This window comes from Streptomyces sp. NPDC027672 (assembly GCF_055566335.1).
This window is the reverse complement of sequence record NZ_JBVHSO010000023.1, coordinates 1-26056: the sequence shown is the minus strand read 5'-3', so window position 1 is coordinate 26056 and position 26056 is coordinate 1. Positions and strand designations below refer to the sequence as shown.

General features: G+C 71.6%; 23 protein-coding genes. 14 read left to right on the top strand and 9 right to left on the bottom strand.

Annotated features, from left to right (window positions below; all coding sequences use genetic code 11):
- Window positions 1-38 precede the first annotated feature (38 nt).
- A complete protein-coding gene (locus tag ACZ4SV_RS35110; RefSeq protein WP_365879777.1) occupies window positions 39-554 on the bottom strand; it encodes a lytic polysaccharide monooxygenase auxiliary activity family 9 protein in 516 nt (171 codons plus the stop codon).
- A gap of 153 nt (window positions 555-707) precedes the next feature.
- Window positions 708-2501, bottom strand: a complete 1794-nt coding sequence (locus ACZ4SV_RS35105) for a hydroxysqualene dehydroxylase (protein WP_468010675.1) — start codon at window positions 2499-2501, stop codon at window positions 708-710.
- 180 nt (window positions 2502-2681) lie between these two features.
- On the opposite strand from ACZ4SV_RS35105, the gene ACZ4SV_RS35100 reads away from it, so the two are divergent.
- Genes ACZ4SV_RS35100 through ACZ4SV_RS35085 form a run of 4 tightly spaced genes read left to right on the top strand, consistent with a single transcriptional unit; the run spans window position 2682 to window position 6132 of the window.
- A complete protein-coding gene (locus ACZ4SV_RS35100; RefSeq protein WP_468010672.1) occupies window positions 2682-3485 on the top strand; it encodes a DNA glycosylase family protein in 804 nt (267 codons plus the stop codon).
- 12 nt (window positions 3486-3497) lie between these two features.
- On the top strand, window positions 3498-5039 hold the full coding sequence (locus ACZ4SV_RS35095) for a B12-binding domain-containing radical SAM protein (RefSeq protein WP_468010669.1): 1542 nt from the start codon (window positions 3498-3500) through the stop codon (window positions 5037-5039).
- On the top strand, window positions 5036-5692 hold the full coding sequence (locus ACZ4SV_RS35090) for a dTMP kinase (RefSeq protein WP_468010665.1): 657 nt from the start codon (window positions 5036-5038) through the stop codon (window positions 5690-5692). Before ACZ4SV_RS35095 ends, ACZ4SV_RS35090 begins: the two co-directional genes overlap by 4 nt.
- Window positions 5689-6132, top strand: coding sequence for an NUDIX hydrolase (locus ACZ4SV_RS35085; RefSeq protein ID WP_468010661.1), 444 nt, complete (start codon window positions 5689-5691; stop codon window positions 6130-6132). The genes ACZ4SV_RS35090 and ACZ4SV_RS35085 overlap by 4 nt, the downstream gene beginning before the upstream one ends.
- Window positions 6133-6258: 126 nt before the next feature.
- Here the strand turns inward: ACZ4SV_RS35085 and ACZ4SV_RS35080 are convergent, their stop codons facing one another.
- A complete protein-coding gene (locus ACZ4SV_RS35080) occupies window positions 6259-7434 on the bottom strand; it encodes a zinc-dependent alcohol dehydrogenase (protein ID WP_468010658.1) in 1176 nt (391 codons plus the stop codon).
- Window positions 7431-8369 (bottom strand): SRPBCC family protein, encoded by a 939-nt coding sequence (locus ACZ4SV_RS35075; RefSeq protein WP_468010654.1) that lies wholly within the window; start codon window positions 8367-8369, stop codon window positions 7431-7433. The genes ACZ4SV_RS35080 and ACZ4SV_RS35075 overlap by 4 nt, the downstream gene beginning before the upstream one ends.
- Window positions 8370-9050: 681 nt before the next feature.
- Here ACZ4SV_RS35075 and ACZ4SV_RS35070 point away from each other — a divergent pair.
- Window positions 9051-9368: a hypothetical protein gene (locus tag ACZ4SV_RS35070; protein ID WP_468010650.1), complete on the top strand. Its 318-nt coding sequence runs from the start codon at window positions 9051-9053 to the stop codon at window positions 9366-9368.
- Between the two features lie 76 nt (window positions 9369-9444).
- Here ACZ4SV_RS35070 and ACZ4SV_RS35065 read toward each other — a convergent pair whose 3' ends face one another.
- On the bottom strand, window positions 9445-12033 hold the full coding sequence (locus tag ACZ4SV_RS35065) for an NACHT domain-containing protein (protein WP_468010647.1): 2589 nt from the start codon (window positions 12031-12033) through the stop codon (window positions 9445-9447).
- 221 nt (window positions 12034-12254) lie between these two features.
- Between ACZ4SV_RS35065 and ACZ4SV_RS35060 the strand changes: the two genes are divergently transcribed.
- The gene (locus tag ACZ4SV_RS35060) at window positions 12255-12446 is read left to right on the top strand and encodes a hypothetical protein (protein WP_468010644.1); all 192 of its coding nucleotides are present in this window, start codon (window positions 12255-12257) and stop codon (window positions 12444-12446) included.
- Between the two features lie 125 nt (window positions 12447-12571).
- Here ACZ4SV_RS35060 and ACZ4SV_RS35055 read toward each other — a convergent pair whose 3' ends face one another.
- Window positions 12572-13333, bottom strand: a complete 762-nt coding sequence (locus tag ACZ4SV_RS35055) for an AfsR/SARP family transcriptional regulator (RefSeq protein ID WP_468010640.1) — start codon at window positions 13331-13333, stop codon at window positions 12572-12574.
- Window positions 13334-13826: 493 nt separating this feature from the next.
- Between ACZ4SV_RS35055 and ACZ4SV_RS35050 the strand changes: the two genes are divergently transcribed.
- The 3 genes from ACZ4SV_RS35050 (at window position 13827) to ACZ4SV_RS35040 (ending at window position 16622) form a co-directional block, all read left to right on the top strand.
- A complete protein-coding gene (locus ACZ4SV_RS35050) occupies window positions 13827-14735 on the top strand; it encodes a manganese catalase (RefSeq protein WP_365884205.1) in 909 nt (302 codons plus the stop codon).
- 184 nt (window positions 14736-14919) lie between these two features.
- Window positions 14920-15180, top strand: a complete 261-nt coding sequence (locus ACZ4SV_RS35045; RefSeq protein WP_468010634.1) for a hypothetical protein — start codon at window positions 14920-14922, stop codon at window positions 15178-15180.
- Window positions 15177-16622 (top strand): Nramp family divalent metal transporter, encoded by a 1446-nt coding sequence (locus ACZ4SV_RS35040; RefSeq protein WP_468010630.1) that lies wholly within the window; start codon window positions 15177-15179, stop codon window positions 16620-16622. The genes ACZ4SV_RS35045 and ACZ4SV_RS35040 overlap by 4 nt, the downstream gene beginning before the upstream one ends.
- 357 nt (window positions 16623-16979) lie before the next feature.
- Here the strand turns inward: ACZ4SV_RS35040 and ACZ4SV_RS35035 are convergent, their stop codons facing one another.
- Complete coding sequence (locus tag ACZ4SV_RS35035) at window positions 16980-17540, bottom strand: TetR/AcrR family transcriptional regulator (protein ID WP_468010627.1); 561 nt, start codon at window positions 17538-17540, stop codon at window positions 16980-16982.
- 37 nt (window positions 17541-17577) lie between these two features.
- On the opposite strand from ACZ4SV_RS35035, the gene ACZ4SV_RS35030 reads away from it, so the two are divergent.
- On the top strand, window positions 17578-18618 hold the full coding sequence (locus ACZ4SV_RS35030; RefSeq protein WP_468010625.1) for an epoxide hydrolase family protein: 1041 nt from the start codon (window positions 17578-17580) through the stop codon (window positions 18616-18618).
- Between the two features lie 313 nt (window positions 18619-18931).
- Window positions 18932-19480 (top strand): AAA family ATPase, encoded by a 549-nt coding sequence (locus ACZ4SV_RS35025; protein WP_468010622.1) that lies wholly within the window; start codon window positions 18932-18934, stop codon window positions 19478-19480.
- 106 nt (window positions 19481-19586) lie between these two features.
- Here ACZ4SV_RS35025 and ACZ4SV_RS35020 read toward each other — a convergent pair whose 3' ends face one another.
- A complete protein-coding gene (locus tag ACZ4SV_RS35020) occupies window positions 19587-20759 on the bottom strand; it encodes an epoxide hydrolase family protein (protein ID WP_468010618.1) in 1173 nt (390 codons plus the stop codon).
- A gap of 82 nt (window positions 20760-20841) precedes the next feature.
- On the opposite strand from ACZ4SV_RS35020, the gene ACZ4SV_RS35015 reads away from it, so the two are divergent.
- The gene (locus ACZ4SV_RS35015) at window positions 20842-21396 is read left to right on the top strand and encodes a CGNR zinc finger domain-containing protein (protein WP_468010615.1); all 555 of its coding nucleotides are present in this window, start codon (window positions 20842-20844) and stop codon (window positions 21394-21396) included.
- A 136-nt stretch (window positions 21397-21532) separates the two neighbouring features.
- Here ACZ4SV_RS35015 and ACZ4SV_RS35010 read toward each other — a convergent pair whose 3' ends face one another.
- Window positions 21533-21973, bottom strand: a complete 441-nt coding sequence (locus ACZ4SV_RS35010; RefSeq protein ID WP_468010612.1) for a MarR family winged helix-turn-helix transcriptional regulator — start codon at window positions 21971-21973, stop codon at window positions 21533-21535.
- Window positions 21974-22050: 77 nt separating this feature from the next.
- Between ACZ4SV_RS35010 and ACZ4SV_RS35005 the strand changes: the two genes are divergently transcribed.
- Together ACZ4SV_RS35005 and ACZ4SV_RS35000 are read left to right on the top strand one after the other, a co-directional pair.
- The gene (locus ACZ4SV_RS35005; RefSeq protein WP_468010608.1) at window positions 22051-23076 is read left to right on the top strand and encodes an NAD-dependent epimerase/dehydratase family protein; all 1026 of its coding nucleotides are present in this window, start codon (window positions 22051-22053) and stop codon (window positions 23074-23076) included.
- Between the two features lie 298 nt (window positions 23077-23374).
- Window positions 23375-25267 (top strand): ATP-binding cassette domain-containing protein, encoded by a 1893-nt coding sequence (locus ACZ4SV_RS35000; protein WP_468010605.1) that lies wholly within the window; start codon window positions 23375-23377, stop codon window positions 25265-25267.
- The last annotated feature ends 789 nt before the right edge of the window (window positions 25268-26056 follow it).

The window sequence follows — 26056 nt, the reverse complement described above, 5'->3', positions numbered from 1 at the left end:
AGCGGGCCTCCGTCCGCTCCGGGCACCGGGACGCCGGGTCAGCTGACGTTCACGTCCACGCAGGCGTAGAAGGCGTTGGAGGTGTCCGCGATGTTCCACACGGCCAGCACCTTCTGCTTGCCGGTCAGGCTGCCGAAGTTCACCTGGTGGGTGACGGTCTGGCCGGGCTGGGCACCGCCGTCGTTGAACTCGGCGATCTTCCGGCCCCCGGCGTAGTACTGCCAGGTGCTGGTGGCGTGCCGCGCCGTGAGCCGCCAGTTGAAGCTGGTGGTACGGCTGACCGGGGTGACCTTCCAGCCCTTGCTGTCGTTGTCGAGCTCGGCGAAGGCGGCGTTCCCTCCGCTGCAGCTCATCAGGCCCTTGGGCCCCTCCACGCTCTGCGGCTCGTACTTGATGGAGCCGCAGGAGACGGTACCCGCGGCGCACTGGGCCTGCCGGCTGGGGGGCGAGGAGATGTAGCCGTGCGCGCTCGCGCTGGCGGCCGGCAGGCTCACGGCCAGGAGCGGGGCGATCCCCGCGCCGATGGCGACGGCCAGCATCCTCTTGCTCTTCATGACAACTCCTGTGTGGGGGTTCGTGCCCACCCGGACCGGATGGGCGTGAGCATGTCAAGCAGGGCTTCCATGGCCCGGTGAGCGGCCATGGACAGTGACGAGAGCGTACCCTCCTTGGTCTAGACCAAACCACTACTCCGCTACGACGCCCCTTCAGCCCAGGTCGAAGGTGTTGGGCAGGCCGAGCCGGTAGCGCACCTCGTCGACGCGCTTGAGGGGCTCCAGCTCCTCGGGGCGGTACAGCTCCCAGACCCGGCACCGTCCGGCGTCCGAACCGTCCCGGTCGAGCAGCGCGTTGACGGCCCGCCGCGCCGACTCGTTGGCGCCTTCCATCGTCGCCAGGTCCACGTCGGTCCGGACGTAGTCGCCGGCCAGGAAGAAGTTCGGCACGGCGGTCTTCGCCGACGGGCGGTGGTAGAGCGTGCCCGTGGGATGGATCAGGAGCGGCTCCCGGTTCTGCGGATCGGGGCCGCCGAGCCCGGTCACGGCCGGGTCCATGAACCAGGCGACCCGGTCGGCGTCCCTGAGCGTCGTCTTGCCGGAGTCGTTCAGGGCGTCCCGCAGCTGCGCCCAGCACTCCTCGACGATCTCCTCGCGCGTGCACTCACGGGCCGTCTTGCCGTACAGGATCCCCGGCTTGTCCCACTCCGAGACGATCACCGACAGGCAGTCGTGGGCGCGTCCGTCGCCGTAGTCCTGTGCGAAGTCCCGTACGTCCCAGAACTGGGCCTGCCCGATCCCGGTCACCGACCACGGCGAGTCGAGGCAGTTGACGTGCCCGCGGACGACGGGCGTCGGGGTGCGCAGATAGAACTGCACCCCGGTCATCCAGTCCGTCTGCAGCGCGTCGCACCGGGCGAGCTGCGGGTCGGCCGCGCGCAGCGCGGCACCCCAGGTGCGCCGGGCGTGCTCGACGGGCATGGCGGAGACGTAGTGGTCGGCGGTGACGGTGTGTTCACCGCTCCCGTCACGGGCCGAGACCCGCACGCCGGTGACGCGCCCGCCGTCGTACAGCACCTCCCGCACCTGCGTGCCGAGGACGAACCGGACGCCCAGCGAGCGCAGGTGGGCGGACCAGGGGTCGATCCACGCCTCGCTCGTGGGCGCGTTGAGCACCCGGTCGATGTCCGCGTCGCCGTCCATACCGCGGCCCAGCAGGCCCCACAGCAGCAGCGCCTCGATGATGACGCGGCCGACGGTGCGGGTGGAGGCGACCTCGGCGCGGGTGGCGACGAGGTTGCGGGTCTGTCCGATGCCGAGGAGGGTGCCGTACTCCTCGCTCATCCGCTCGGCACGGATGAAGTGCCACCAGGAGGTCTTCTCCCACTGGTCCTCGCGGCGCGCGTCGCAGCTGGTGAGGTGGACGAGGACACGGTCGGCGAAGTAGGCGGCCTCGTGCGCGGGCAGCCGGCTGCCCAGGTCGAGGACGGAGAGGAGCTGGTCGCGGAGCCAGGACGGGGTGATGTCGCCGGGTGCGGGCGGGGTGGTGGCGCGGCGCAGGGGGAAGTGCAGGTCCGGGCGGCCGCCCGCCCGGGCGAAGAGGGTCTCGGTGCCGTTGCGGAGGTTGTCGTGGACGCCGTTCGCGTTGCCGGGGAAGGGGATGCGGCGCATGGTGTCCGGCAGGTTCCGGTAGAAGCCCGGGAAGAAGCGGAAGCCGTGTTCCCCGGGCAGGGGCCTGCGGCCGCCCGTGCCGGTTCCCGGTACGTCCATCGAGCGGGCCTTGCCGCCGAGCACGTCGTAGTACTCGTAGACGGTGACGGTGTAGCCGCGTTCGGCGAGTTCGTGGGCGGCGCTGAGTCCGGCGACCCCGCCGCCGAGGACGGCGACGTGCTTGCCGGCGGAGGCGGCGGCCCGGGCGGTACCCGGCGATAAGGCGAGGGCGCCCGCCGTGCCCCCCGCACCCGCGAGGAACCGTCTGCGGGACGTTCCCTTGTGTCCAGTTGTCATGACTACGGGAGGGTAGAGAGACCGGGAACGCGGCGACAGGTCGCCATTCGGTCACCACCGCATCCTCACAATCCAGCGGATCTCACGGGGTGGTCCCCCGGCTTTCCACAACCGGGACGTGCCGCCCGGGTGGGTGCGAGAGGCTATGGCGCGCGACCCGAACCACCCCTGGAGCGTTTCATGAGCGGTGTCCTGACGACCGATCACCCCGCCTGGCACGGCCACGACGACGGGACACGCGCGCGTGCCGTCCGTACGGCCTCCGGCGTCTGGGTCCTGGTCCGCGATCACCAAGGACTCCGTATCGACTGCGTGGAAGGCGCGGAGGACGTGAAGCCCGCCGTCCTGAACACCGATCCCGCGCACCTCCCGCAGGCCACACCGCAGGCCCTGCGCGCGGGGCTCGTCCGGCTCGGCGTCACGCAGCGGCTGGCCAACCCGTGGCTGTGGGACGCGATCACCACGGCGATCCTGCGCCAGGTCGTGCGCGCCGAGCAGGCCCGCAGGCTCTACCGCACCTGGTGCGCCCGGTACGGCACCGTCGTCGACGGCCCCTTCGGCGAGCTGGCGGTGGCCCCGTCCCCCGCCGAGGTGCTGTCGCTGGCCGACGAGAGCTTCGCCGCCGTCGGCGCGAAGTTCCACCGCACCGCGCTGCGGGCCGCGGCCGAACACTACGAGCGCCGGCACGAGTGGTGGGAACAGGCGGCCCCCGCCGACCTTGTCGTGGCACTGACGGCCGTCCCCCGGATCGGGCCCTGGACCGCCCGCGCGGCCGCCGCCGACTACACCGGCGACTTCAGCGTCTACCCGCACGACGACCTCGCGGTCCGCACCTGGGCCGCGCAGATCGCCCCCTCCCACCCCTGGCCGGACAGGACGGACAGGAGCTTCGGCCCGCTGTGGACCGGCTGGGCCGGCACCGACCGCACCGCCCTGCACACCCTCACCCTCACGACCCTCACCTGGGGGTCGCACGCCCGATGAGCCGGAGGTTCCATGCAGCCGTTACCGCTGATCGCGGGCGCCGACGCCACGCATACGCTCGACGCCCTGTTCGTCAACGCGCCGCTGCGTGACTACACCGTGCGGCCACGCACCAACGACTACACCCTCCCCGTCCTCGGCATGGCCTACATCGCCACGTACGCCCGGCAGGCCGGCTTCAACGTCGGTGTCCTGGATGCCGAGGCGCACGGCCTGGGCCCGGCCGAGACGGCGGCGATCGTGAACGCGGCCCGGCCGCGCTGGGCCGGGATGAACCTGCTCGCCCCCACCTACGAGATGTCCGCCCGCATCGCCGCCCAACTCGACCCGGGAATCGCCCTGATGGCCGGCGGCCACCACGCCAGGGCCCTGCCCGCCCGTGTCCTCGCCGACCCCCGGATGCGCAACCTGCGCGCGCTGGTCATCGGTGAGGGCGAGTCACGTGTCACGGCTCTGCTGGAGGACGAGCAGCGCCGGCGAGAACTGCCCGAGGTGTTCTGGCGGGACCCCCTCCTCGGCACCACCGGCATGGGCGTGGCCGAGGCCCGGACCAGGGCCCGGATGCTCGGCCCCGACATCGACTCGCTGCCGTACGTCGACCGCGCCTTCCTCCCCCAGGACCCCTACCGCGCCGCTCCCACACCGGCCGACCGGCGCATCGCGGCCCGCCGCGACTCGCAGCGGCTCGCCGCCGCCGTCGGCGGGCACCTGGAGGCGAACATCGTCGGCAGCCGCGGCTGCCCGTACAACTGCGGCTTCTGCGGGGCCGCCTGGAGCGCCAACCCGGACGTGCGGATCCGCGTGCGCAGCCCCGAGAACGTCATCGGCGAACTGGAAGCACTGCACGACGAGTACGGCGTAAGTGCCTTCCGGTTCGTGGACGACCTCTTCCTCGGCGTCCGGGACGTGATCCACCGGCACATGCGGGCGTTCGCCGGCCACGGCATCGGCGAGAAGTACGTGTGGGACGCCACCGGCCGCATCAACGTCCTCGACCGCCTGGAAGACCGGGACCTGGACGTCCTCGCGGCCAACGGCCTGCGGGAGGTGGCCCTCGGGATCGAGTCCGGCAGCGATCGCATGCTCCAGGTCATGGACAAGCGGATCACCGCCGCGATGACCGAGGACGTCACCCGCCGCCTCCTCCGGCGCGGCATCGGCGTCAAGGGCTACTTCATCCTGGGCTACCCCGGCGAGACCCGCGCGGACCTGGACGCCACCGTGCGGCACATCCGGAAGCTGTGGGACCTCGCCGACCGCAGCCCGGGCGGCATCCGCGCGAGCGTCTTCGAGTTCCGCCCGTACCCCGGAACACCGGTGTGGAAGACCCTCACCGAGGAGCACGGGTACGCCCCGGACGACCTGCTCGCCTACGCGGACGTCGACCTCACGCGGGACGGCGCCGACGAGTCGATGCGGCAGCGCGACGAGTTCAACTTCAGTGTCGGCATCCCGTTCGGTGAAGTCCCCCTGGAGCAGCTCCGTGCCACGCTCGCCATGCTCACCCGGGAGCAGCACGAACGCGACCAGGCCGGTCTGGGGACCGCCGCGTGACCGGGCAGCGCGGGGGCTTCTTCGTCACGGTCGACGGACCCAGCGGGGTCGGCAAGTCCGCCACCGTCGACACCCTGCACGGCCTCCTGGCCGGACAGGGCCGCCCTGCCGTGCGGACGGCCGAGCCGACCACCACCGCCCTAGGCGCCTTCACCCGTTCCCACGCCGACGAGATCCACGGCCTGGCGCTGGCCTGCCTCGTCGCCGCCACCCGCTACGAGCACGTCGAGACGGTGATCGAGCCCGCGGTGCGCGCCGGCCGGCTCGTCGTCAGCGACCGCTATCTGCCGTCCACGCTCGTCCTGCAGCGCCTCGACGGCGTCCCGCTGGAGTTCCTGCTCGACGTCAACCGGCATGTGCGCATGCCCGACCTGGCGGTCATCCTCACCGCTTCCCCGGCTGAGATCACACGGCGTATCGCCTCGGCAGGCGTCACCCACCGCTTCCGGGCGGACCCGGCGGCGCCCGGCCGCGAGGTCGAGCTGTACCGGGAGGCCGCGGCCCAGCTGACGAGCGCCGGCGTCAACGTGCTGGTCGTCGACAACGGTGCCGCCACCCCATCGGACGTAGCGTGGCGGATCGCCCGCGCCATCCCGGTTCTGCCGCTAGCCTCGGTGCCCTCCCCCGCACCTGCGACCCCCCAAGGAACATGAGCGGACAACCGGCAACACCCGTCATCGACACCCACGTCATCGTCCGCGACGGCGACAAGATCCTGCTCTCCCAGCGGGGCGGCCCGTACGGCCACGGCCGCTGGCACATGCCGTCCGGGAAACTCGACCGAGGCGAACCCTTGCCCGCCGGCGCCGCCCGCGAGCTGTTCGAGGAGACCGGGATCACCGTCGACCCGGCCGATCTCCGGCTCGTCCAGGTCGTCCACCATCGCGAGGACGAGGAGATGGAGCGGATCGGTTTCTTCTTCGAAGCGCGCACCTGGGAGGGGGAGCCCGTCAACAAGGAACCGGAGAAGTGTCTGGCGCTCACCTGGTTCACGGTGCACGAACTCCCCGACGACATCATCGAATACCCGGGCGTCGGCCTGCTCGGCTACCTCGGCGCCACCGGCCCGCTGACGGTGCACAACTGGCGGTGACACGGCGCCCGGGTGCCGCCCCGGGCCGGCCCGGCTCCCCCGGTCCCTGCTGTCGCGCAGCAGTCGGACGCGGGGGCGTGGGCCGGGCTGGCGGGCGGAGGGTGCCGCGGTTCGCCGGTGCGGCGCTCACGGTGTGAGGACGACCTTCTCGCAGCGGTCCTTCTTGTTCTTGAACAGGTCGTAGCCGGTCGGTGCCTCGGTCAGGGGCAGCCGGTGGGTGATGACCCTGGTCGGGTCGATGCTGCCCTGCTCGATCAGACCCAGCAGCGGCTTCATGTACTTCTGCACATGGCACTGCCCGGTGCGCAGGGTCAGGGACCTGTTCATCCAGGCACCCGCCGGGAACTTGTCGATCAGCCCGCCGTAGACGCCGATGACCGACACCACGCCGCCGCTCCGGCAGGACAGGATGGCCTGGCGCAGGGCGTGCGGCCGGTCGGTCTCGGAGCGGACCGCCTGCTTGGCGCGGTCGTAGAGGTGGACGTGGGAGGCGCCGTGGGTGGCCTCCAGCCCGACCGCGTCGATGCACTTGTCGGGGCCCCGGCCGCCGGCGAGTTCCAGCAGCGCCGACCGTACGTCCACGTCCTCGAAGTTGACGGTCGTGTAGCCCTGGGCGGCGGCCATGTCGAGCCGGTAGGTCTCCTTGTCGATCGCGATGACCTTCTCCGCGCCCAGGACCCGGGCGCTGTCCATGGCGAACTGCCCGACCGGCCCGGCGCCCCAGACGGCGACGACGTCACCCTTCTGGATGTCGCACAGCTCGGCGCCCATGTACCCGGTGGGCAGGATGTCGGACAGGAACAGCACCTGCTCGTCGGTGAGGTGCGACTCGATCTTGAGGGCGTTGACGTCGGCGAACACCACCCGGGCGTACTCGGCCTGGCCGCCGGCGAAGCCGCCGGTGAGGTGGGAGTAGCCGTAGATGCCGCCGGTGGGGTGACCGAAGAACTTCTCCGAGATGCCGGCGTTGGGGTTGGTGTTCTCGCAGCACGAGTACAGCTCCGCGCGGCAGGACGCGCAGGCGCCGCAGGCGATCGGGAAGGGCACGACGACCCGGTCGCCGACGCGCAGTTTGTCTGCGCTGATGCCGGGCCCGACCTCGACGACCTCTCCCATGAACTCGTGGCCCATGATGTCGCCCTTTTCCATGGTGGGGACATAGCCGTCGAGCAGATGGAGGTCGGAGCCGCAGATCGCCGTCGAGGTGACCCTCACGATGGCGTCGCGGCTGTTCAGGATCGACGGTTCGAGGACGTCCTGCACCTCGACCGAGTTGCGTCCCGTCCAGCAGTTCGCCTTCATGCCAGGGCCTCCTTGAGTTCGTCCTCGGTCAGCGGTCGGGCCGGGTGCTGCGGGAACTCCCCGCGGGCCCGCTTGCCGCCGGGTGCGCCCTCGGAGCGGACGACCTCGCCGGTCTCCGCGATCTGCTTGAAGCGGCGCAGGTCGTCGTCGAGCTGCTGGTGCGGTTCCTCGCCGAAGTAGCGCGCCGCGGCCTTGCCGAGCGCGCCGCCGGGCAGGTCGTAGCGCAGGGTCACCCGGATCTCCGTGCCCCGGTCGCCGGGAGCGGGCACCAGGCGGACCTCGCCCGAGTTGCCGATGTCGGCGCCGTCCGCGGACTGCCAGGCGATCAGCCGGCCGGGGATGTCCTGCGTGGTCTCGGCGTCCCATTCGACCGTCTCGCCGAACGGCGCGCTCGCCCGCCAGTGGCTGGTCTTCGCGCCGGTGACGCGCACCTCGTCCAGGTGCTCCATGAAGTCCGGCAGGCGCTCCAGGTCGCTCCAGAGACGGTAGACCTCGTCCGGGGGCCGGTTGACGGTGGTGGTCGCGGTCAGTTCCACGGGGGCGCTCCTACGGGTGCGGGTCACGGCCGCGTACACGTCCGTGGCCGTGATGGCGGTGACCGCGGCGGTCGCGGCGACGGTACGGCCGAGACCGCGGCCGTCGTGGTTCTTCAGGGCCCGGGCCAGCATCGTCAGATCGACGAGGTCGCCACCGACGCGGCCCCACAGCCAGGCGGGATGCGGCCGCCCCAGCAGCCCGGCCGCCGCCGCCAGCTCGCGCACCCCGACGGCGGCCGTGGCCGAGCGGTGCCGGGCGGCGTCGCCCACGCCCAGGGTCCGGGCGAAGCCCGCCGGGGCGACGACCTGGGGCACGCCCAGGAGGGCGCTGGCCCAGCCGAGGCCGCGTACGAGCGGATCGCCCCGTAGGCGGGAGGCGGAACGGGTGTCTGTCTTCATGGATGCTCCCCACGTGCGGTGAGGTGGACGGACGGCGGGCGCCTCGAGTGACAAGGTGAAGCGCGTGTGTCGGACAACGCCGTAGTTTCCGCCTGGCCCGTGTTCAATCCTCACCGCCCGTCGCCGAACGGCGCCGCCCTCCGGTGGCCGCTCCCGGGGACGCCGCACGTCCTCGGCTCCGGGGTTCGGGTCCGAGGGGAGGGGCACCCGCCGCCCTTGGGCCGTCGAGCCCGGCAGCGGCGGTCGGCTCCGCGGCGACCAGCCTGGCCACGCTGGTGGCCGGACGGGTTCTGCAGGGTCTGGGCGCCGCCGTGCTCCTGCCGGCCGGTGCCGTGGTGCCGGCCTGCACACTCGTATGGGTCCTAGTCCAGCTCGGGCACGCGCCCGGCAAGCCGGACCGACCTACTCGCTAGACTTCGGGTCTCCACAGCAGAGAGGACGACCTGTCAGATGGCAGCGCCGGACGATGCGACATCCCACTCGCCGAGCAGTGATCCTCAGCCTGCCGACCCACCGCAGGAAGGCAGCGAGGGGAAAAGGCCCTTGCGTCAGCGCCTCGCCGACAGATGGAACCGCCTCGGGCCCGTCGGCAAAGCGGGGGTCATCGTGATCGGCGGCGTGGCCGCTGCGGTGGCCGGAAGTCTTCTCACCTCGTCCAGCCCTCGCGCCACTGGGGCCGACGTGGTCGAGGAAGAGGACACCGAGCCACCCACTCGCCGATGGACCAACCACGCGGGCGGCTACTGCGTGTGCAGTCACCAGGGATGCAGCAAGAAGGTGAACCCGACCGTCTTCGGACACGACTGCTGCGGCCGCTGCCGGTCCGGCCGGAACTGCCTGACAGCCGCGCAGCGCGACTACGACGGCCCCGGCGGCTTCGCTCACAACTACTTCGAGGTGCTCCTGCGCCCCGGCGTCTGCGAGGTCTGCGGTGAACCGCCAGAAGCGCACCCCTGGGTGTTCGACACCCTCACCGGCCAGCGCCGCTCCGCCGACTGATCCGCGCCTGGCCGGGCGGGGCCGCCGTGGTCCGGGCCCCTCAGGGGTGGCGAGCACCCGCTCCTGGCCCTCCTCTCTACTCGCCGAGCCGGGTGGCCATGCTCTCGTCGCTCGACGGAAGCCGGCGCAGGGACTTCCGGGCCCGGGAGGTGAGGTGCGCGTCCCGGGTCAGCTCGTCGCGTACCGCCATGGCCGACGGGTGGCCGATTTCGGCCAGGAGGTGCACCGCCGCCACGCGCAGGTCCTCCTCCAGACCAGGGTCGCGGGCGAAGCGCGCGAGGTCCTCCGGAGCCCGGGGATCGTGGTGTCGCGCGGCCACATAGGCCGCGTTGAGGCGCTTGCGGGCCGGGCAGGCGGGATCGTCGGCGATGGCCTTCATCCTCGCGACGCCGTGCGCCTCGTCGATCTTGACCACCATCAGCACCGCCTTGAACCAGAGATCCTCTCCGGTACGGGCGTCGATCCAGCTGTCCAGGAGGTCGAGAGCGAGGTGCCGGCGGAGCCCGGTGAGCCGCCATACGATGCCGAGCCGCGTGTCGTCGTCCAGTCCCGGGTCGGACGCCAGGTCCACGATCAGGCCGGGGCCGCTTGCGTCACCGTCGTGGACGAGCGCCGTCGCCGCCGCCACCCGGCCCTGCACACTGGTCAGTCGCGGCGAGCGGGCCAGTGCGCGCAGCGCCGCCCGGCCCTCGGCCCGGCTCTCGGCGAAGGCGAGCAGCGCGCCGGCCGCGTCGACCCGGGAGTCGTCGATCGCCAGGGCGGCGAGGGCCTCGGCCACCGGCACGGAGTTCGGGTCGAGCTGGTTCACCCCGTCGATGTCGACCGCGGCGCCGAACCGTGCCAGGGCACCGGCCTTGAGGTGCCGCCGGAGCTTCTCCACCGCCTGGTGCCCCACCTCGGCCGGGAGGTGGGTTCCGAGCCGCTTCTGGGCGGCGAGGAACGTGGAGCCGCTGATGCCGGCGGATGACGGCAGCTTCTCCAGCTCCGCGGTGGCGGCACCGGTGAGCCGGTCGATGAGGAAGCCGAGGTAGGACATGTTCTCGCCGTCGACGGCCGCGGCCGTCCACATCCGCTGGCCCCAGCCGCCCCCCGGCCGGTAACCGGGAGCGGGCTGCCACGGCCAGAGCCGGCGCCGGTGGCCGTCGAGGACACGGCGCAGCTCCGCCAGGCCACGCCCGGGCGGCTCACAGACAGCGCAGGCGGCCAGGAACTCCTCGTACGTGTGATGCTCGAACTCCAGCTCCGCGCCCTGCTGCCGGAACACCCCGCTGCGCCGGAAGCAGGCGATGAGCCACTCCTTCCACCACTCGACCGGCACGCCGGGCGGTCGCCTGGCGAGGGGCTGCTCCAGCAGGATGTCCATGACCGGCCGGCCGGCGTCGCTCTCCCGCCGACGGGCGGACACCTCCTGAAGCAGCGTACGGAGGTCGGCGGGCGGCAGCGTGCTCAGAGCGTCGACGTGTTCCCGCACCGCCGGGCTGAGCGCCGCCGGTGCCCCGGCGTCGCCCTGCTGGCCCGCGTGATGCTCGGGCCGGGTGTCCGTGCGCGGTGTGGGGGCCATCAGCCCGGTGAGGAACTCGTCGTAGAGCTCGCCCCGGGTGCTGCCCAGCGGCCGGTCGGGATGGTCCCGGTACGACCGGCAGACGACGGCGCCGATCAGGGGCAGCTTGACCAGGTCAGCGAGGCCCGCGTCGTCGATCGCCGTCATGAGGACGTCGACTCGCTCCGGGTCGAGCCGTGCCGCGGCCAGCTTCCGGACATCCTCCGTCTCGAACCGCAAGAGCTCCAGGCAGACGGGTGCCGCATCCTTCAGATCGCTCAGCTCCTGCGCGGACAGGTGCCGTGTGGCGACCACGAGCCGGTGGGTCTTCCCGCGTCGCGCGACCCAGCGGACCATGCCGCGCAGCGTCTCCCGGCGTGTGGGTGCGTGGGTGATCTCGTCGAGACCGTCGAGCAGCACCAGCCAGTGGGAGCCGGGTGCCGGCGGGCGGGCGTGCAGCGGCGCCGCGAGTGGCTCGTCGGCGAGCGAGGTGGCCGCGACGTAGACCGGCAGCGCGGCAGTCCGGACTCCGGCCTCCCACTGTCGGCACACGTCGAGCTGGTGCCGTCGTAGCAGCGCGGTCTTGCCGCCACCTGGATCACCGAGCAGCACCACGAGCGGCCCGGCCGTGAAGACGGCGGCGCTCGCCGGCCGGGCCGTCGCACGCTCGGCGGAACGCCCGGCGTCCCAGCTCACCACCGACTGGGAGACGTAGGGTTCCGGAGCCTGTGCGGCGCGGCAGACATCGGCGAGGTACGCCTTCAGCCCGCCGCGGGCCCGGCGTCGCGGCTTGGCCTGGGTGATGGCCGTCCAGCGTTCGTCCCATGCGTCGAGTTCGGCCGCGCCATAGGCCGGCGGCTCGCCGTCCCGGTCCCAGGACAGCAGCGTGCGCACGAGCCACAGCAGAGTGTCGCGGCGGGAGTGGCCGCCGTGGAACAAGGCGCTCTGGGTGGAGGGCGCCAGGACCGCCTTCTCGTCGGCGAACAGGTCCGCGGCCCGCTGCGCGACCTTCCTCATGGACGGATTCCCCGCACGCGCCTTCAGCGCCCTCAGCTCCCGGGCCTGTTCCTGAAGCAGCTCCTCGTAGGTGCTGCCGCCGGCGTGTGGGTCGTGCTGCTCCGCCATCCCGCCCCCCTTCCCCCCCCGCGTCGCCCTGTGACAGGACAGGTTAGGGCGCTTCGGGCACTCCGCGGCGGACTTCGCCGAACAATCCCGAACGGTGCCGGAAGGGAAGGACCCTCCCGCCGAACACGCCCGGTGGCCGGTGCCGGTGACCTGTTGTTCGAGCTTTTCCGGGGTTGTTCGGTGCACGCGGATCGGGTCCTCGGGCAGCGCACAGTCGGCACATGACCACACCGCGGAACTCCCAGCCGTTCCTGTCCCTGCACACGGCCGTCGTCCTGCTCGTCGCCTTCGTCATCGGCGTCGTCATGGGCACACTCGCCCTCCTCGCCGATGTCCCGGTGGCCGGCGCGGTCGCTGTCGGACTCACCAGCGCCGGCACCGCCGTCCCCGTCCTGTGCAAGCTGATCCGATGACCACGCCCGGCCGCCCGAGGCCCCGGTCCCGAGCCGGCTCCGCTACGTCCCGGACCCGGGCGGCCGGTCCCGCGCCACCCGTGCCCCCGGCGCGCGCCAGGGGCGCGGGTGGCGCGGAGCGGTGGTCATCCTCTGCCGGACGGCTGACGGCCCAGGTAGGGAGAGATGAGGCGGCGGTATTCCGTGGACGGGGGCAGGCCGAGTTCCCGGTGCAGACGGTGCCGGTAGGAAGTGAAGTGCCGCAGTGCCTCCGTGGCGTTGCCCTCCGCGAGGTGTACGGCGGTGATCTCGCGGTGGGCGCTCTCCCGAAGGGGTTCGGCCTCGGCCGCCGTCATCGCGTACATCAGGGCCGTGCACAGCCGTCCGTGCGAGCGGTGGTGGCGGCTGGCGGCCTCCAGCGCGTGCAGCCGCAGCTGGTGGAAGTGCTCCCGGGCGTCCACCAGCCAGTCGTCGTACCAGCTGGGCAGGAGTTCTTCGCGGAGTATGCCCGGGATCTCCTCGCCCGGCGGGTCGTCGCCGGAGCCGTTGGCGAGCGCGACGGCGTACCGGGAGGCGGTCGGCAAGTCGACGCCGACCCGGCTGCACAGGGAGAGCCGTGTGGTGTCCAGGTCCACCACCGGGTGGGGGCTGCTGCGCCGGGAGATCCGCCACAGTGCCGAGCGCAGACTCGCCCCGGCCCGCGCCCGCGGCAGGTTGGGCCAGAGCAGTTCGGCCGCCTGGTCACGGCAGACCACTCCGTTGTGCAGGGCGAGGTAGGCGAGGAGCCGCTGGGCCGAGGGCGGGAGATAGACGCCACGCTGGTCGACCTGCAACTGGAAGCCGCCCAGGAGCGTGAGGAAGGAGGCGCTGTCCTGGACGGTTCGGCGGGGGACGTTGTCAGCACTCATACGCGTAACCGTCTGCTCGCATCTGTTCGCGTGGTGGCGGTGCCCGTAGGGCTGTCGCAGCGCCTGGGACTGTCGCGGAGCCCGGGTATCCGGGGGCCGCCGGGGCAAACGGCCACGCGGTCCCCGGCGGATTCCCACGCGCCGCCGTCTCCGCCGCGTCACCGGGGCGCCTGCGCGCATGGGCACCGGGCCGGGCCGGCAGGAATGGGCACGTATGGCTCCGGGGGCGCGGGCACGTCTCACCATCGGCGGGGGCGTCTCGCCGTCGGCGGCGGGGGCGTCTCGCTGCCCGGACAGGGACGTGTCGCCCCCCCCGGGCCGGCGCGGACCGGAGCGCGTGTGGCTCCCGGGGCCGGTGGCGCCGGGGGTACGCCGGCGGAGACGAGGCGGTGACAGGGGGCGCCTAACGTCACCGTCATCGGCCCCCGCGGCCGTCGGCGCCGGCAGGACCCGCCGTTCACGGCCGCACCCCATACGCCCCCAAGGAGCAGCGATGTTCACCCATACCCAGCGGTTGCAGTTCGAAGCCAAGCCGGAGAAGCCCGACCCCGCCTACGCCCACAAGCTGCAAGAGCTGGTCGGCGGCGCCTACGGCGAGATGTCGGTGATGATGCAGTACCTCTTCCAGGGCTGGAACGCCAGGATCAAGGGCAAGTACAAGGACCTGATCATGGACGTCGCCACCGAGGAGATCGGCCATGTGGAGATGCTGGCCACCATGATCGCCCGGCTGCTGGAGGGCGCGCCCGCGACCGCCACCACCAAGATGGCCACCAGCGACCCGGCCGTGGGCGCGGTCCTGGGCGGCATGGACCCGCAGCAGGCGATCATCGCCGGCGGCGCGGCCCTGCCCGCGGACAGCAACGGCTACCCGTGGAACGGCCGCTACGCCATCGCCAGCGGCAATCTGATGGCCGACTTCTACGCCAACGTCGCCGCCGAGGCGCAGAGCCGCCTGCAGACCGCACGGCTGTACAACATGACCGACGACCCGGGCGTGAAGAACATGCTGCGGTTCAACCTGGCCCGGGACACCGTCCACCAGAACCAGTGGCTCGCCGCGATCGAGCAGCTCCGCGAGGACGGCCTGGAGAACTACGTCGTGCCCGGCGGGCTGGAGGAAGAGGAGTACCGCGAGCACGCGCAGACCCTGTGGCACCTGTCCGACGGCACCGAGTCGGGGGCCGGACTGTGGGCCTCCGGTCTGGCACCGGACGGCGAGCACGAGCTGACCGTGCTGGAGACACCGCAGCCGCTGGGCGACCTCGGCATGGCGCCCCCGCCCGACCCGAAGCTGTTCGCCACCTATGACGGCAGCCAGGGCAAGCCCAAGGGACCGGTCCTGGGAACCGAGACCGGGATCAAGGGCAAGATCAAGGACGCGATCACCCCGGACGACTGACCTCCCGGCCCGGGGCCCACCACTCACGGTGGGCCCCGGCCCCGTCCCGCCGCGCCGCCAGGCCACGGCCCGCGAGCCGGGCGCACGCCGGCCCGACCCGGCCCCCTGCCCCTCATCACCCCGCTCCGGTCTTCTCCACCCCTACTCCAGGTCCGCACTTCGTCACGCAACCCGGGGAGCGAGCATGGCAGTCCCCTCTTCCGCCGCGGCACGGCACCAGTCCCGTCCGGCCCCGGCACGTCTCCTCCTGCACGGCCTGTACTGCGCCGCCGCCGTGACCGCCCTGGCCCTGGGAACCTGGCCGCAGTGGCTGATCGTGGCGGCGCTGTTCACCGCCGCCGCCTGCCGGGCCGCCGTGTCCCGGCCGCGGGCGGGCGCGCTTCGCCGGCCGCACGGCGCCGACCGTGCGGCCGGGGAACCCGTCGGCGACCGGAGCCGGGCATGATGCTCGACCCACGCTCCTGCCGGCGCGTCCCCGCAGCCGCCCTCAGGCCTCCCACCACGGCTCCCACCACGGCTCCCGGCCACCCGGCCGACGGGCACCCGGCCACTGGTTACCAGACCACCGGCCACCCGGCCGCCGGTCAGCAGACCACCGGGGAAGAGCACCCGCTAACCGGGGCCGGTCCGCCTTCCGCGGCCCCCGAGACCGTCGTCGCCGCCGGGCCACGGGCCGGGCGCGGGCCGCTGCGGGGCCGCCACGGGCTCGCCGTGCTCGGCCCGGCCCTGGTGGTGTCCGTCGCCTACCTCGACCCGGGGAACTTCGCCACCAACATGACCGCCGGCAGCCGCTACGGACCCCTGCTGCTGTGGGTGATCGTGCTGTCCAACGCCGTCGCGACGGGCGTGCAGTACCTGGCCTGCAAAGTAGGCATCGCCACCGGCAGAGATCTGCCCGAACTGTGCCGGGAGCACGCCCCGCGCCCGGTCACCTACGCGCTGTGGGGCCAGGCCGAACTCGTCGCCATGGCCACCGACCTGACCGAATTCGTCGGCGGAGCGGTAGCCCTCCACCTGCTGTTCGGCCTGCCGCTCCTGCCCGCCGCGCTCCTCGTGGCGGCACTGTCGCTGGCCTTGCTCGTCCTGGCCCCCGAGGGGCGGCGCCGCTTCGAGACCGTCACCGCGCTCCTGCTGCTGGTCCTCGTCGCCGGCTTCGCCTACCAGTTCGTGCGCGCCGGTTCCTGGCACGGCACGCTGTCCGGGCTGCGGCCCGCCCTGGCCGGGAACGAAAGCCTGACACTGGCCACCGGCATCGTCGGCGCGACCGTCATGCCCCATGTGATCTACCTGCACTCCTCCCTGGGCAAAATGCCGGCCACCACCCCGCCGGAGGAGAAGCGGCGGGTGCTGCGCGGACAGCGGATCTCCCTGCCCCTCACCCTCGGCCTGGCCGGACTGGTCAACGCCGGCATGCTCGCCCTCGCCGCGACGGCACTGCGCTCCCCCGGGCAGGGCGGTAAGAGCCTGGACGACTTCCACGACGGGCTGCGACTCGCACTCGGGCCCGGCGCGGCCCTCGCCTTTGCCCTCGCCCTGCTCGCCTCGGGACTGGCCTCGGCCGGCGTGGGCACCTTCGCCGGGCAGGTCATCATGCGCGGCTTCCTCCATCGGCGGATTCCCCTGCTCACCCGCCGGCTGCTGACCATGACACCGCCGCTGGCCGTCCTCGCCACCGGGATTCCCCCCACCCAGGCACTCCTGCTCAGCCAGATCGTGCTGTCCTGCGGCATCCCCTGCGCGCTCGGCCCCCTGCTGTGGTTCACCGCCCGCCGGTCCCTGATGGGCTCCATGGCCAACCACGCGGCGACCACCGCACTCGCCACCCTGGCGTGTGCCGCGATCAGTGTCCTGAACGTCCTCCTCGTGGCCCGAGCGGTACACGGCTGACCCGGCGCCGGTCACCGCTGCGCTGGCCGGTTGAGTCTCGCGTCGAGGAGGTGGGCCGGGGCCGGGATTTCCGCCCCGACCACCCCCTCGACGCCGTTGGCCGACAGGCGAGTTCGCGGAGCTGGCGACGAAGGTCTGCTCGGTGCTCGTCACGGCGCCCTGACCGCTTTCACGGACCAGCAGGCCCGGCAGACCCGGCAGTGGTTCAGCCACCGCTCGGCGGCGTCCGCCTGCCGCACCCGGACACCCCGCCACCCGCCGCCCTGTCGACTACGCCGGCGAAAGCGGCACGCCGGCGCGAGTGGACGGCAACGACGCTTGGGCCAACCCACCGCCCGGGCGCCTCGCCATCGTGCGTCATCCGTCGGCGAGAAGCTGGATGGTGGCGCTCAGCCAAGCCTGGAGAGCAGCGGGATCGCCGAGTTCGGACCGCAGGACCCGGCGGCGGGTCGAGACGCCGAGTACGAAGGCGTCGATCGCTGCGGCGCGGCTGCGGGCGTCCGCGTCGTCCAGGCCGCTGTCGCGCAGGTAACGGTACAGCGGTTCCAGCGAGTTGGTGTCCAGGAAGGCGGCCAGTGCCTCCGCCGCCTCCGGGCGTTCGCCGGACGCGCGTTGCAGCACGAGCAGGGGATCCTCCCCTGGTGCACCGAACCAGCGCTGGACGATGCTCGCCGCGAGGCGCGAACCCAGCGCGGAACGGTCGCCGTCGAAGGAGTTCGAGACCGGGATCTCGACCCGGGTCGCCGCCAGGAAAAGGCCGTCCTTGCCGCCGAAATAGCGCGTGACGAGGTTGGGCGACACGCCGGCCGCGTCGGCTACGCCTTTCACCGTGGTCGCCGTGTACCCGTGCCGGGCGAACTGGCGGCGAGCGTGCTCCAGGATCCGCTGCCTGGTGGCGGCCGCATTGCGCGAAGTCATGTGTATGAGCATACACATCATGTGTACGCTCATACACATGAACGATGAGATGCGGGAACGACTCCAGCGGACGCGGCGCGTCACGACCCCGTGGAGTGACGACGAGACGCGCGGCATCAGCGGCACCGACCTCGACGAACTGCTCGCACGCTGGGCGAACGGGTATGACTGGGGCGTGCACGAGCGCCGCATCAACGCGTTCCCCTGGGTAACGGTGCAGGCCGGCGACACCGAGCTGCGCGTGATCCACCAGCGGTCCGCGGATCCCGACGCCCCGGTCGTCGTACTGCTGCACGGCTGGCCGGACTCGGTGCTGCGGTTCGAGCGCGTCCTGCCTCTGCTCGCGGACCTGCACGTGGTGGTTCCCGCGCTGCCGGGCTTCCCGTTCGCGGCCCCGCTCACCGTTCCCGGTATGTCGGTCGACAAGATCGCGGGGATCGTCGCGGACGCTCTCGATCAGCTCGGCTACTGGCGGTACACGGTGTCCGGCGGCGACGTGGGCGGCACCGTCGCGGAGATCCTCGCGGCCGACCACCCGGACCGGGTGGCCGCCCTGCACCTCACGAACATCGCCCCGCTGCGCGCGCTCACGGCGGACCCGGCGAAACTGGCGCCCGACGCGGCGGCCTACCTCCGCCGGTCGGCGCAGTGGTTCCGCACCGAGGGAGGGTACATCGCGGAGCAGTCGACGCGACCGAACACGCTCGCCGTCGCCCTCGGCGACTCACCAGCCGGCCTCCTGGCATGGATCGTCGAAAAACTGCAGTCCTGGTCCGACGAGTCGGCCTTCACACCGGACGAGCTTCTCACCTGGGTCACCGCCTACTGGGTCACCGGCACGATCGGCACCTCGTTCGCCACCTATGCCGAACGGGTCACCCTTCCCGACCGGATCGGCACGCCGACCGTGCTCTCCGTGTTCCCGCGCGACCTGAAACCGGAGCCGCGCAGCTACGCAGAGGCCTTCCTGAACGTTCGCGACTACGTGGAACACCCCGCCGGCGGCCACTTCGCAGCCTGGGAACAGCCCGAGGCCTACGCCGCCGACGTACACCGCACGGTCAAACTGGGCGGCTGACACGGAACTTGCAGACGCTCCACGGCTGCCACACCGTGTGCCGGCGTCGACGTCGCCGACACTGCCCGCGACTTGGAACAAGCCCTCGACGCCGGCCCCGCACATCACACCTGCCCCCGAACTACGCGCCGCCTGGACCCGGGAGACAGACAACGCCATCCACTGGCCCCCGCAAAGCTGACCACCAGCTCTACTACGGCCCCCTCAAGCCACTGCCCGAAGACCACACCAAGCAACTAGCCAAGGCGATCGACCGCACCGGACTTTCTGCTCTGCCCGTCCCTGCGGCCCGCACGACGCTAGCGTCGTGTCCATGATCGTATGGCTCAACGGCACGCACGGCGCGGGCAAGACGACGACCAGTGCGCTCGTCCAGCAGCTGATTCCGGACTCACGGGTGTTCGACGCCGAGAAAGTCGGCGAGACGCTCATGGACATCGAGCCGGGACTGCCCGCGACGGACAACTTCCAGCACTGGCCGCCCTGGCGGCCGCTCGTGGTGGAGACCGCCCGCCGCGTCCTCGACTACACCGGCGGAACCCTGGTGATGCCCATGACCGTTCTGGTCGAGCAGTACTGGCGCGAGATCAGCTCGGGCCTTGCCCAGCACGGCATTCCGGTCCGGCACTTCGTCCTCCATGCCGACCAGGACACCCTCCGCGCGCGTATCGCGGGCGACACCGTACTCGGCCCCGACTCCCCGTTCCGTCTCCGCTACCTTGAGCCCTATGCCGAGGCGGCCCGCACATGGCTGCACGCCGAGGCCGAGGTCGTCGACACCACACACCTCACCCCCGCCCAGACCGCCCAGCAGATCGCCGAGGCCGTCGAGAGTGATCGCCGGCCGCCGCGACAGCCGTGACGACGGCGGAGGTGACGGCGGCGGAGGTGAACCGGACGCGGTGGCACCGGCGTACCGGCGTACGGGGCGGCGAGGCCCTGCACTGCTTCACCGGGAACAGCCAGGTTCAGCGATGCGCGGCCAGCACTGCCGCGAGGCCCTCTCGCAGATCTTGGACGAAATACTCGGGCACCTCCAGCGACGGGAAGTGGCCCCCGAATTCGGGTGCCCTCCATCGGACGATCTGCCGGTACCGCTCCTGTGCCCAGGGGCGCGGACACTTCTCGATGTCGCGGGGGTACACGGTGATGGCCGACGGGACGTCGACCCGGAGGTCGGGATCGAGCGAGTTGTGACTTTCGCAGTAGATGCGGGCCGACGACGCGCCGGTCCGCGTCAGCCAGTACAGGGTGACGTCGTCAAGGACGCGGTCCTTGGATATCGTCTCGAACGGGCTGTCCTCGGTGTCCGACCATTCGGCGAACTTGTCGAGGATCCAGGCCAGAAGCCCGACGGGTGAGTCGACGAGCGAGTAGCCGACGGTCTGCGGTCGGGTCGCCTGCTGCTTCGCGTACGCCGCGCGACGGCTTTGAAAATCGCGGGTTTCCTCCACCCACTTGCGCTCGACCGCCGTCAGCCCGTCCGTCGTCAGCCCGGGCGGTGCCTCCGCCAACGTGGTGTGGATGCCGAGCACGTGCTCCGGGAACCTGCCGCCGAGAACCGTGGTGATATTGCCTCCCCAGTCGCCGCCGTGGGCGGCGAACTCGCCGTAGCCGAGCCTTCCCATCAGTTCCACCCACGCGGCCGCGATCTTTTCGACTCCCCACCCGGTGGCGGCGGGCTTGTCGCCGTAACCAAAGCCTGGCAGCGAGGGAATCACGACGTGGAACGCCGGCGCGTCTTCGTCCTCCGGATCCGCCAGCACGTCCACTACGTCGGTGAACTCGGCAATGCTGCCCGGCCAGCCGTGGGTCAGGATCAGCGGAGTGGCATCTGCGCGCGCGGATCGGCGGTGCAGGAAATGGATTCCCAGATCATCGATGGTCGTACGGAACTGCCCGATCTCATTGAGGCGTTCTTCGAACGACCGCCAGTCGTACCCGGTGCGCCAGTAGTTCACGACATCGACGAGGTCGGCGAGCGGAACGCCCTGTTCCCATCGGTGCGGGCCGGGCTCGGCGCGGTGGACCGTCTCGGCCTCCGGCAGTCGCGCCGCGGCCAGCCGCGCGCGCAGCTCGTCCAGGTCGGCGTCAGTCGCGCGGGCTTCGAATGTGTGCACGTCGCTGGTGGGACGGGGCATGAGACCTCCTGGCCATCGCGGAACCGTCTAAGACGGTTCTAACAGCTCCGCGCGCCGCGCTGCAACCGGCTAAGCTGGTTCCATGCGTGCTGCGTTCCCCGACTTCCGCCTCGGCAATGTGCTGACGACCAGCTTCACGGGGACTCTGTCCGAGCGTCTTGGCACCCCTGTCGAGCGCATCCCCACGCCGCAGCGACTCGTCGACTGGCTGGCACTGCACGGCCTCGCCGTGGACTCCTGCACCACTGCCCAGCTCGACCTCGCGCGGGAACTGAGGGAGTCGATCCACGCCGCTGCGACAGCGGCCGCGACCCAGGACGCTCTCCCCGCGTCTGCCGTCCGAGTCATCAACGACCGCAGCGCGCAGGGCCGGGCCGCGGCCGTCCTGACACCCGAGGGTGAGCGGCGATGGCGGCTCGGCTCGGCTTCCCCTGTGGAAGATGCCCTCAGCGTGATCGCCGCCGACGCGATCAGCGTCATCGCAGGCGAGCGGGACGGGAGATTGGCCTTGTGCGCCTCACCGACCTGCCGAGCCGTCTTCCTCGACACCAGTCAGAGCCACACCCGGAAATGGTGCGACATGAACACCTGCGGCAATCGCCAGAAGAAAGCGCGCTTCAACGCCAACCAGCGCTGACGCGCGGCGAAGGACGAGGGCGGCCTGGACGGTCCTGGCGGAGTCCCGCCGTACCTCTAGTGCCGCTCCGCGGAAGTTCGCGGAAGGGGTGTTGATCAGGAGGCCTTGAGTGGGGTAGCGAACTGCAACTGGAGTACTAGTGCCGCTGCCGCATTTTCGTGAGCAGCGTGAGCAGGGTGCGCTGCTCCTCCGCGTCGAGACCGGCGAAGAGGCCGGAGGCATGAAGTCGCGCCCTGAGCACCTCCCATAGGTCGTGCCCGCGTTCCGTCAGGACCAGGGTTCGCTTGCGGCCGTCGGAGGGGTGAGGCCGGCGAGCGATGAGTCCCACGCTCTGCAGTTTGTCTGCGGCGAGACTGACCGTCGAGGGGTCACAGCGGAGGCGGGCCGCCACGTCCCGCAGGGTGGGCGGCTCAGTTCCCGGCGCGAGCGCCCACAGTGTGCCGGCGACGGAGGCCGGCACCTGGAACTCCCCGAGCACCTGGGCCACGACGGCGTCCGCGGAGTGCCCCACTTCCACGAGAACACGGACGATCTCGGCTTTCCGCTCGGCATCCGCGCGGTGAGTCGTCGATGTCATCGCATCACGGTCGGCAGTCATGGATCCATGGTACGTTCCCTATATCAATGAGAATCTCAATGAAGTTGGAGGGGTACATGACTCTCGGTGACAACGGTGAGACGGTGCTCGTCACGGGCGGAACGGGCTACCTGGCAGGCTGGGTGATCGCGGGCTTACTCGAGCGCGGCTACCGGGTGCGCACCACCGTGCGCAGCCTCGGCCAGGCGGAGCAGGTGCGTGAAGCCGTCAGTGGTCGCGCGGGCCAGGAGGCGGCCATGGGTATCCGGTTCGCCGTCGCCGACCTCCTCAGCGACGACGGGTGGGACAGGGCCTGCGAGGGCGCCGATTACGTGATGCACACCGCGTCGCCGATGCCCTTCGGCTCAGGCGTGGACCTCGTCAGAACCGCCCGAGAGGGCACCCGCCGTGTCCTGGGCGCCGCCGCCCGCGCCGGGGTGAAGCGTGCCGTGCTCACCTCTTCCGGCACCACGGCCGGTGGAGGCGACTCGGGCATGCCCGCGACCGAAGCGACATACGCCGAACCGTCCGGCACCCCGCAGCGCTCGTACCCGGACTCGAAGATCCTCGCCGAGCGCGACGCATGGGAACTCGCCGGAGCGGCCGGACTCGAACTGTCCGCCGTCCTGCCGACGTTCATGCAAGGCCCCCCGCTGGGCACGCGGAACGGGGCAGGGACGACCGACGTCATCCGCCGCCTGCTCGCCCGCGAAATCCCCGCTGTCCCGAACATCGGCTGGAACGTCGTCGACGTCCGCGACGTCGCCGAACTGCACCTTCTCGCCATGACGAGTCCCGCCGCCGCGGGGCAGCGTTTCCTCGCCTCGGGCAGCTTCCTGTGGTACCGGGACATCGCCCGCATCCTGCGCGACAAGCTCCCGGACGAAGCCGCCAGGGTACCCACGCGCACCATGCCCGACCTCATCGTCAAACTGCTGGCCCGAGTGAACCCGCAGATGGCGATGGTGCGCTCCGAACTCGGCCGCAAGAGGCTCGTCGACAGCAGCAAGGCACGCACGCTCGGCTGGCAGCCCCGCCCCACCGAACAGACGATCATCGACACCGCCACCGCGCTCACGGCCAAGGACTCGCCCGGCAAGTAGCTGCCGCCTCACCCGGAAGGGTTCTACGCGGACGCGCCCACGCGAGCCTCGCAAGAGCACCGCCCACTCCGGCCTCGTAGACACCACCGCCCATCCCCGCCCCGCAAGCACCACCGTCGGCGATTCGGCCAACCGTGCCGATGCGCAGACCTGGTGCGCGAGCCGGGTCCATGCATCCTCCATGCGTCGCCACCCGCTCCCCCGTGGGAATCCAGGACCGGCCGAAACACATGTGTTCGATAGCCCGGCCGGGTCGTTGAGCCTCACAAGCACGCCGGACGACCGTCAGGGGGAACCCATGCCGACCTCTGCCTCATCGAACGAACAGCAGGACCCCGCGCCCCCTCCGCCACCGCCGGCGGAGATCACCTACAGCGGGCAGTACTCCGTCAATCCACTCGCCGAGGTCTCCTTCCGGCGGATGTGCGCGCAGATCCCGGCCGTCCTGGGCCGGATCGCCCGGCTGTCGTGGGAGACCGACCGGCGCGCCGTACAACTGCTGCTGGGCTGCCAGGTGGTCACGGGTGTCTCGGCCGCGGTGCTGCTGGCCGCCACGGCTCGTGCCATGGGGCCCGTCCTGGGCGACGGCTCCGCCGGCGACCGGCTGCACGGGGCCGCCCCGGCACTGGCGGTGGTCGCGCTCGCCGCCTCGCTCGGCCGCGGCGCGGCGGCGGTGGCCGCGTACGCGGAGCGGCGGATCAGCCCCCGGCTGACCACGCAGACGGACAGCGCCCTGGTCGAGGCGGTGTGCCGGGTGGAGGCGTCCGCCTACGCGGAGGAGGGGTTCTCCGACCGGCACGAGGCGGCCGAGATGGGAGTGATCCGCACCCAGGTGATGGTCACCGACGCCCAGCGGTTCCTGTCCGCGCTGATCCGGATGATCACCGCCGGCGGGGTGCTGTCGGTGCTGAACCCGCTCATGCTGCCGCTGCTCCTGCTCGCGGTGCTGCCGGCCGGTGTGGGGGCGGTCCTGACCGCCCGGGTGGACTACGAGATCCACTACGCCAACGTGGCGGACCTCAACGTGCGCGGGATGATGCGCTGGTGGGCGACCACGTCGAAGTACGGCGACGAGGTCCGCGCCAACTCGATGACGGACTACCTGGTCTACTGGTACCGGGCCCTGTCCGAGCGGTGTGACCGGCGCACCCTGGCCGCCGCGCCCCGCACTCTGCGGATCGCGGTGCTCTCCGCGTTGGCCGGCGGCGTCTTCCTCGTGGCGACCTGGGGAGCCTTGGCGTGGCTGGCGGTCTCGGGCCGGATCGAGCTGGCGGTCGCGGCCACGGCCGTCATCGCCGTGCAGACCACGCTCGCCGCGCTCTCCCAGGTCGTCATCAACGGCGCCGCCGTCTTCCACACCAGCCTCTACCTGAGCGACATGCAGGCGTTCCTCGACGACGCGGCCGCCCGCACGCCCCAGCGCGGCCCGAGCCGGCCCGCCGGCCAGGTGCAGCAGATCCGGCTAGAGGAGGTCGTCTACCAGTACCCGGGCAAGGACAAGCCCGCCGTCGACGGCGTCTCCCTCACCTTGGAGCGCGGTCGGATCCTGGCGATCGTCGGTGCGAACGGTTCGGGGAAGTCCACGCTCACCCGCCTGCTCACCGGGATCTACCTGGCGGACAAGGGCAAGGTCACCTGGGACGGCGCCGATCTGGCCGAGGTGGATCCGGCCGCCGTGTGGGCGCAGACCGGTCTGGTGCCGCAGATCTTCGCCCAGTGGCCGATGCCGGTCCGCGAGAACGTCACCCTCGGCCAGCCCCGCAGCCATGACGACGCCCCGGTCTGGGAGGCGATCGACGCGGTCGGCCTGCGCGAAGCGGTCGACGACCTCCCGGCGGGTCTGGACACCCTGCTGTCCCGCGACGTCTTCGGCGGCTCGGAGCTGTCCGGCGGCCAGTGGCAGCGCATCGCCTGCTCCCGGGCTCTGTACCGGCGCCCCGGGCTGTTGATCCTGGACGAGCCGACTTCCCAGATGGATCCGCGTGGCGAGCACCAGATCTTCGAGCGGATCAAGGCCATCGCTCCCGGCCGCATCACCATCGTGGTCACCCACCGCCTGGAGAACACGAAGATCGCCGATCACATCATCGTCATGGAACACGGCCGGATCACCGAGCAGGGCCGGTACGACGACCTGGTCCACGCCGGCGGAACCTTCGCCGAACTCCTCCGGCTCTCCCAGGACCGCTGACCACGTGTCCCCCGTCCGCACGATCTGCACGCTCTGCGCTGGAACGAGGCCGCCGATGCCCGGTACCTGATCGATGCCGACCGTTCGGAAACGGGCGCCGCGGTAAGGGACTTCGTACGGCTGCCGGACGCGTGGATGGCCGTACGGACGGCCGGAAAGCGGCGATCGACCGGACCGGGCGGTCCCGCGGCGGCTGCCGCCAGGAGGCGCTTACCCGTTCCGGTGAGAGCTTCGCCGTTCGTGCTCGCGGCGACGGGAACATGCTCTCCATCGCGTCGAGGTCGGCTTCGGGGTCGAGGTCTGCGCCGCCGCACTGGTTGAGGGGGCTGCCGATGGGGAGTCCGAGGAGGTTGCCGCCGGCCGATCCGGTGCCGTGGGTGGTGCCGCCCGCCGCATGCGCACGTTGTGCACGTTGGAGCAGTTGGTGCCGAAGGCAGGGGAAAGGAAGTCGCCGACTCCCCCCGCGCCGGCGGGCGCGGCAGCAGCAAGTCCCGCTCCCGAGGCGGCTGTGGTGAGCAAGATGGTCGCAGCCGTCCTCTTGGGGATCATGCCCGGACAACCCCGGCGCCCGGGAAAGGTCACTGCGGCGGCCACGGGTCGAAACGCCCTCTGCGGAGCCCCGGCCGGGCATCTGGTCGGGAGGCGTTCCGCGATGTGCAGAACGGCGCTTGGCGTGGGGGGGTTCCGTTGGGTTACCCCCAACACGCGACGGCGGTTAAGGTTGTCAACAGGGGTGTGGAGCGGCGGTGTTTAACTGCGTTGTGGTTTGGGGCTGGTTGTGGGTTCATG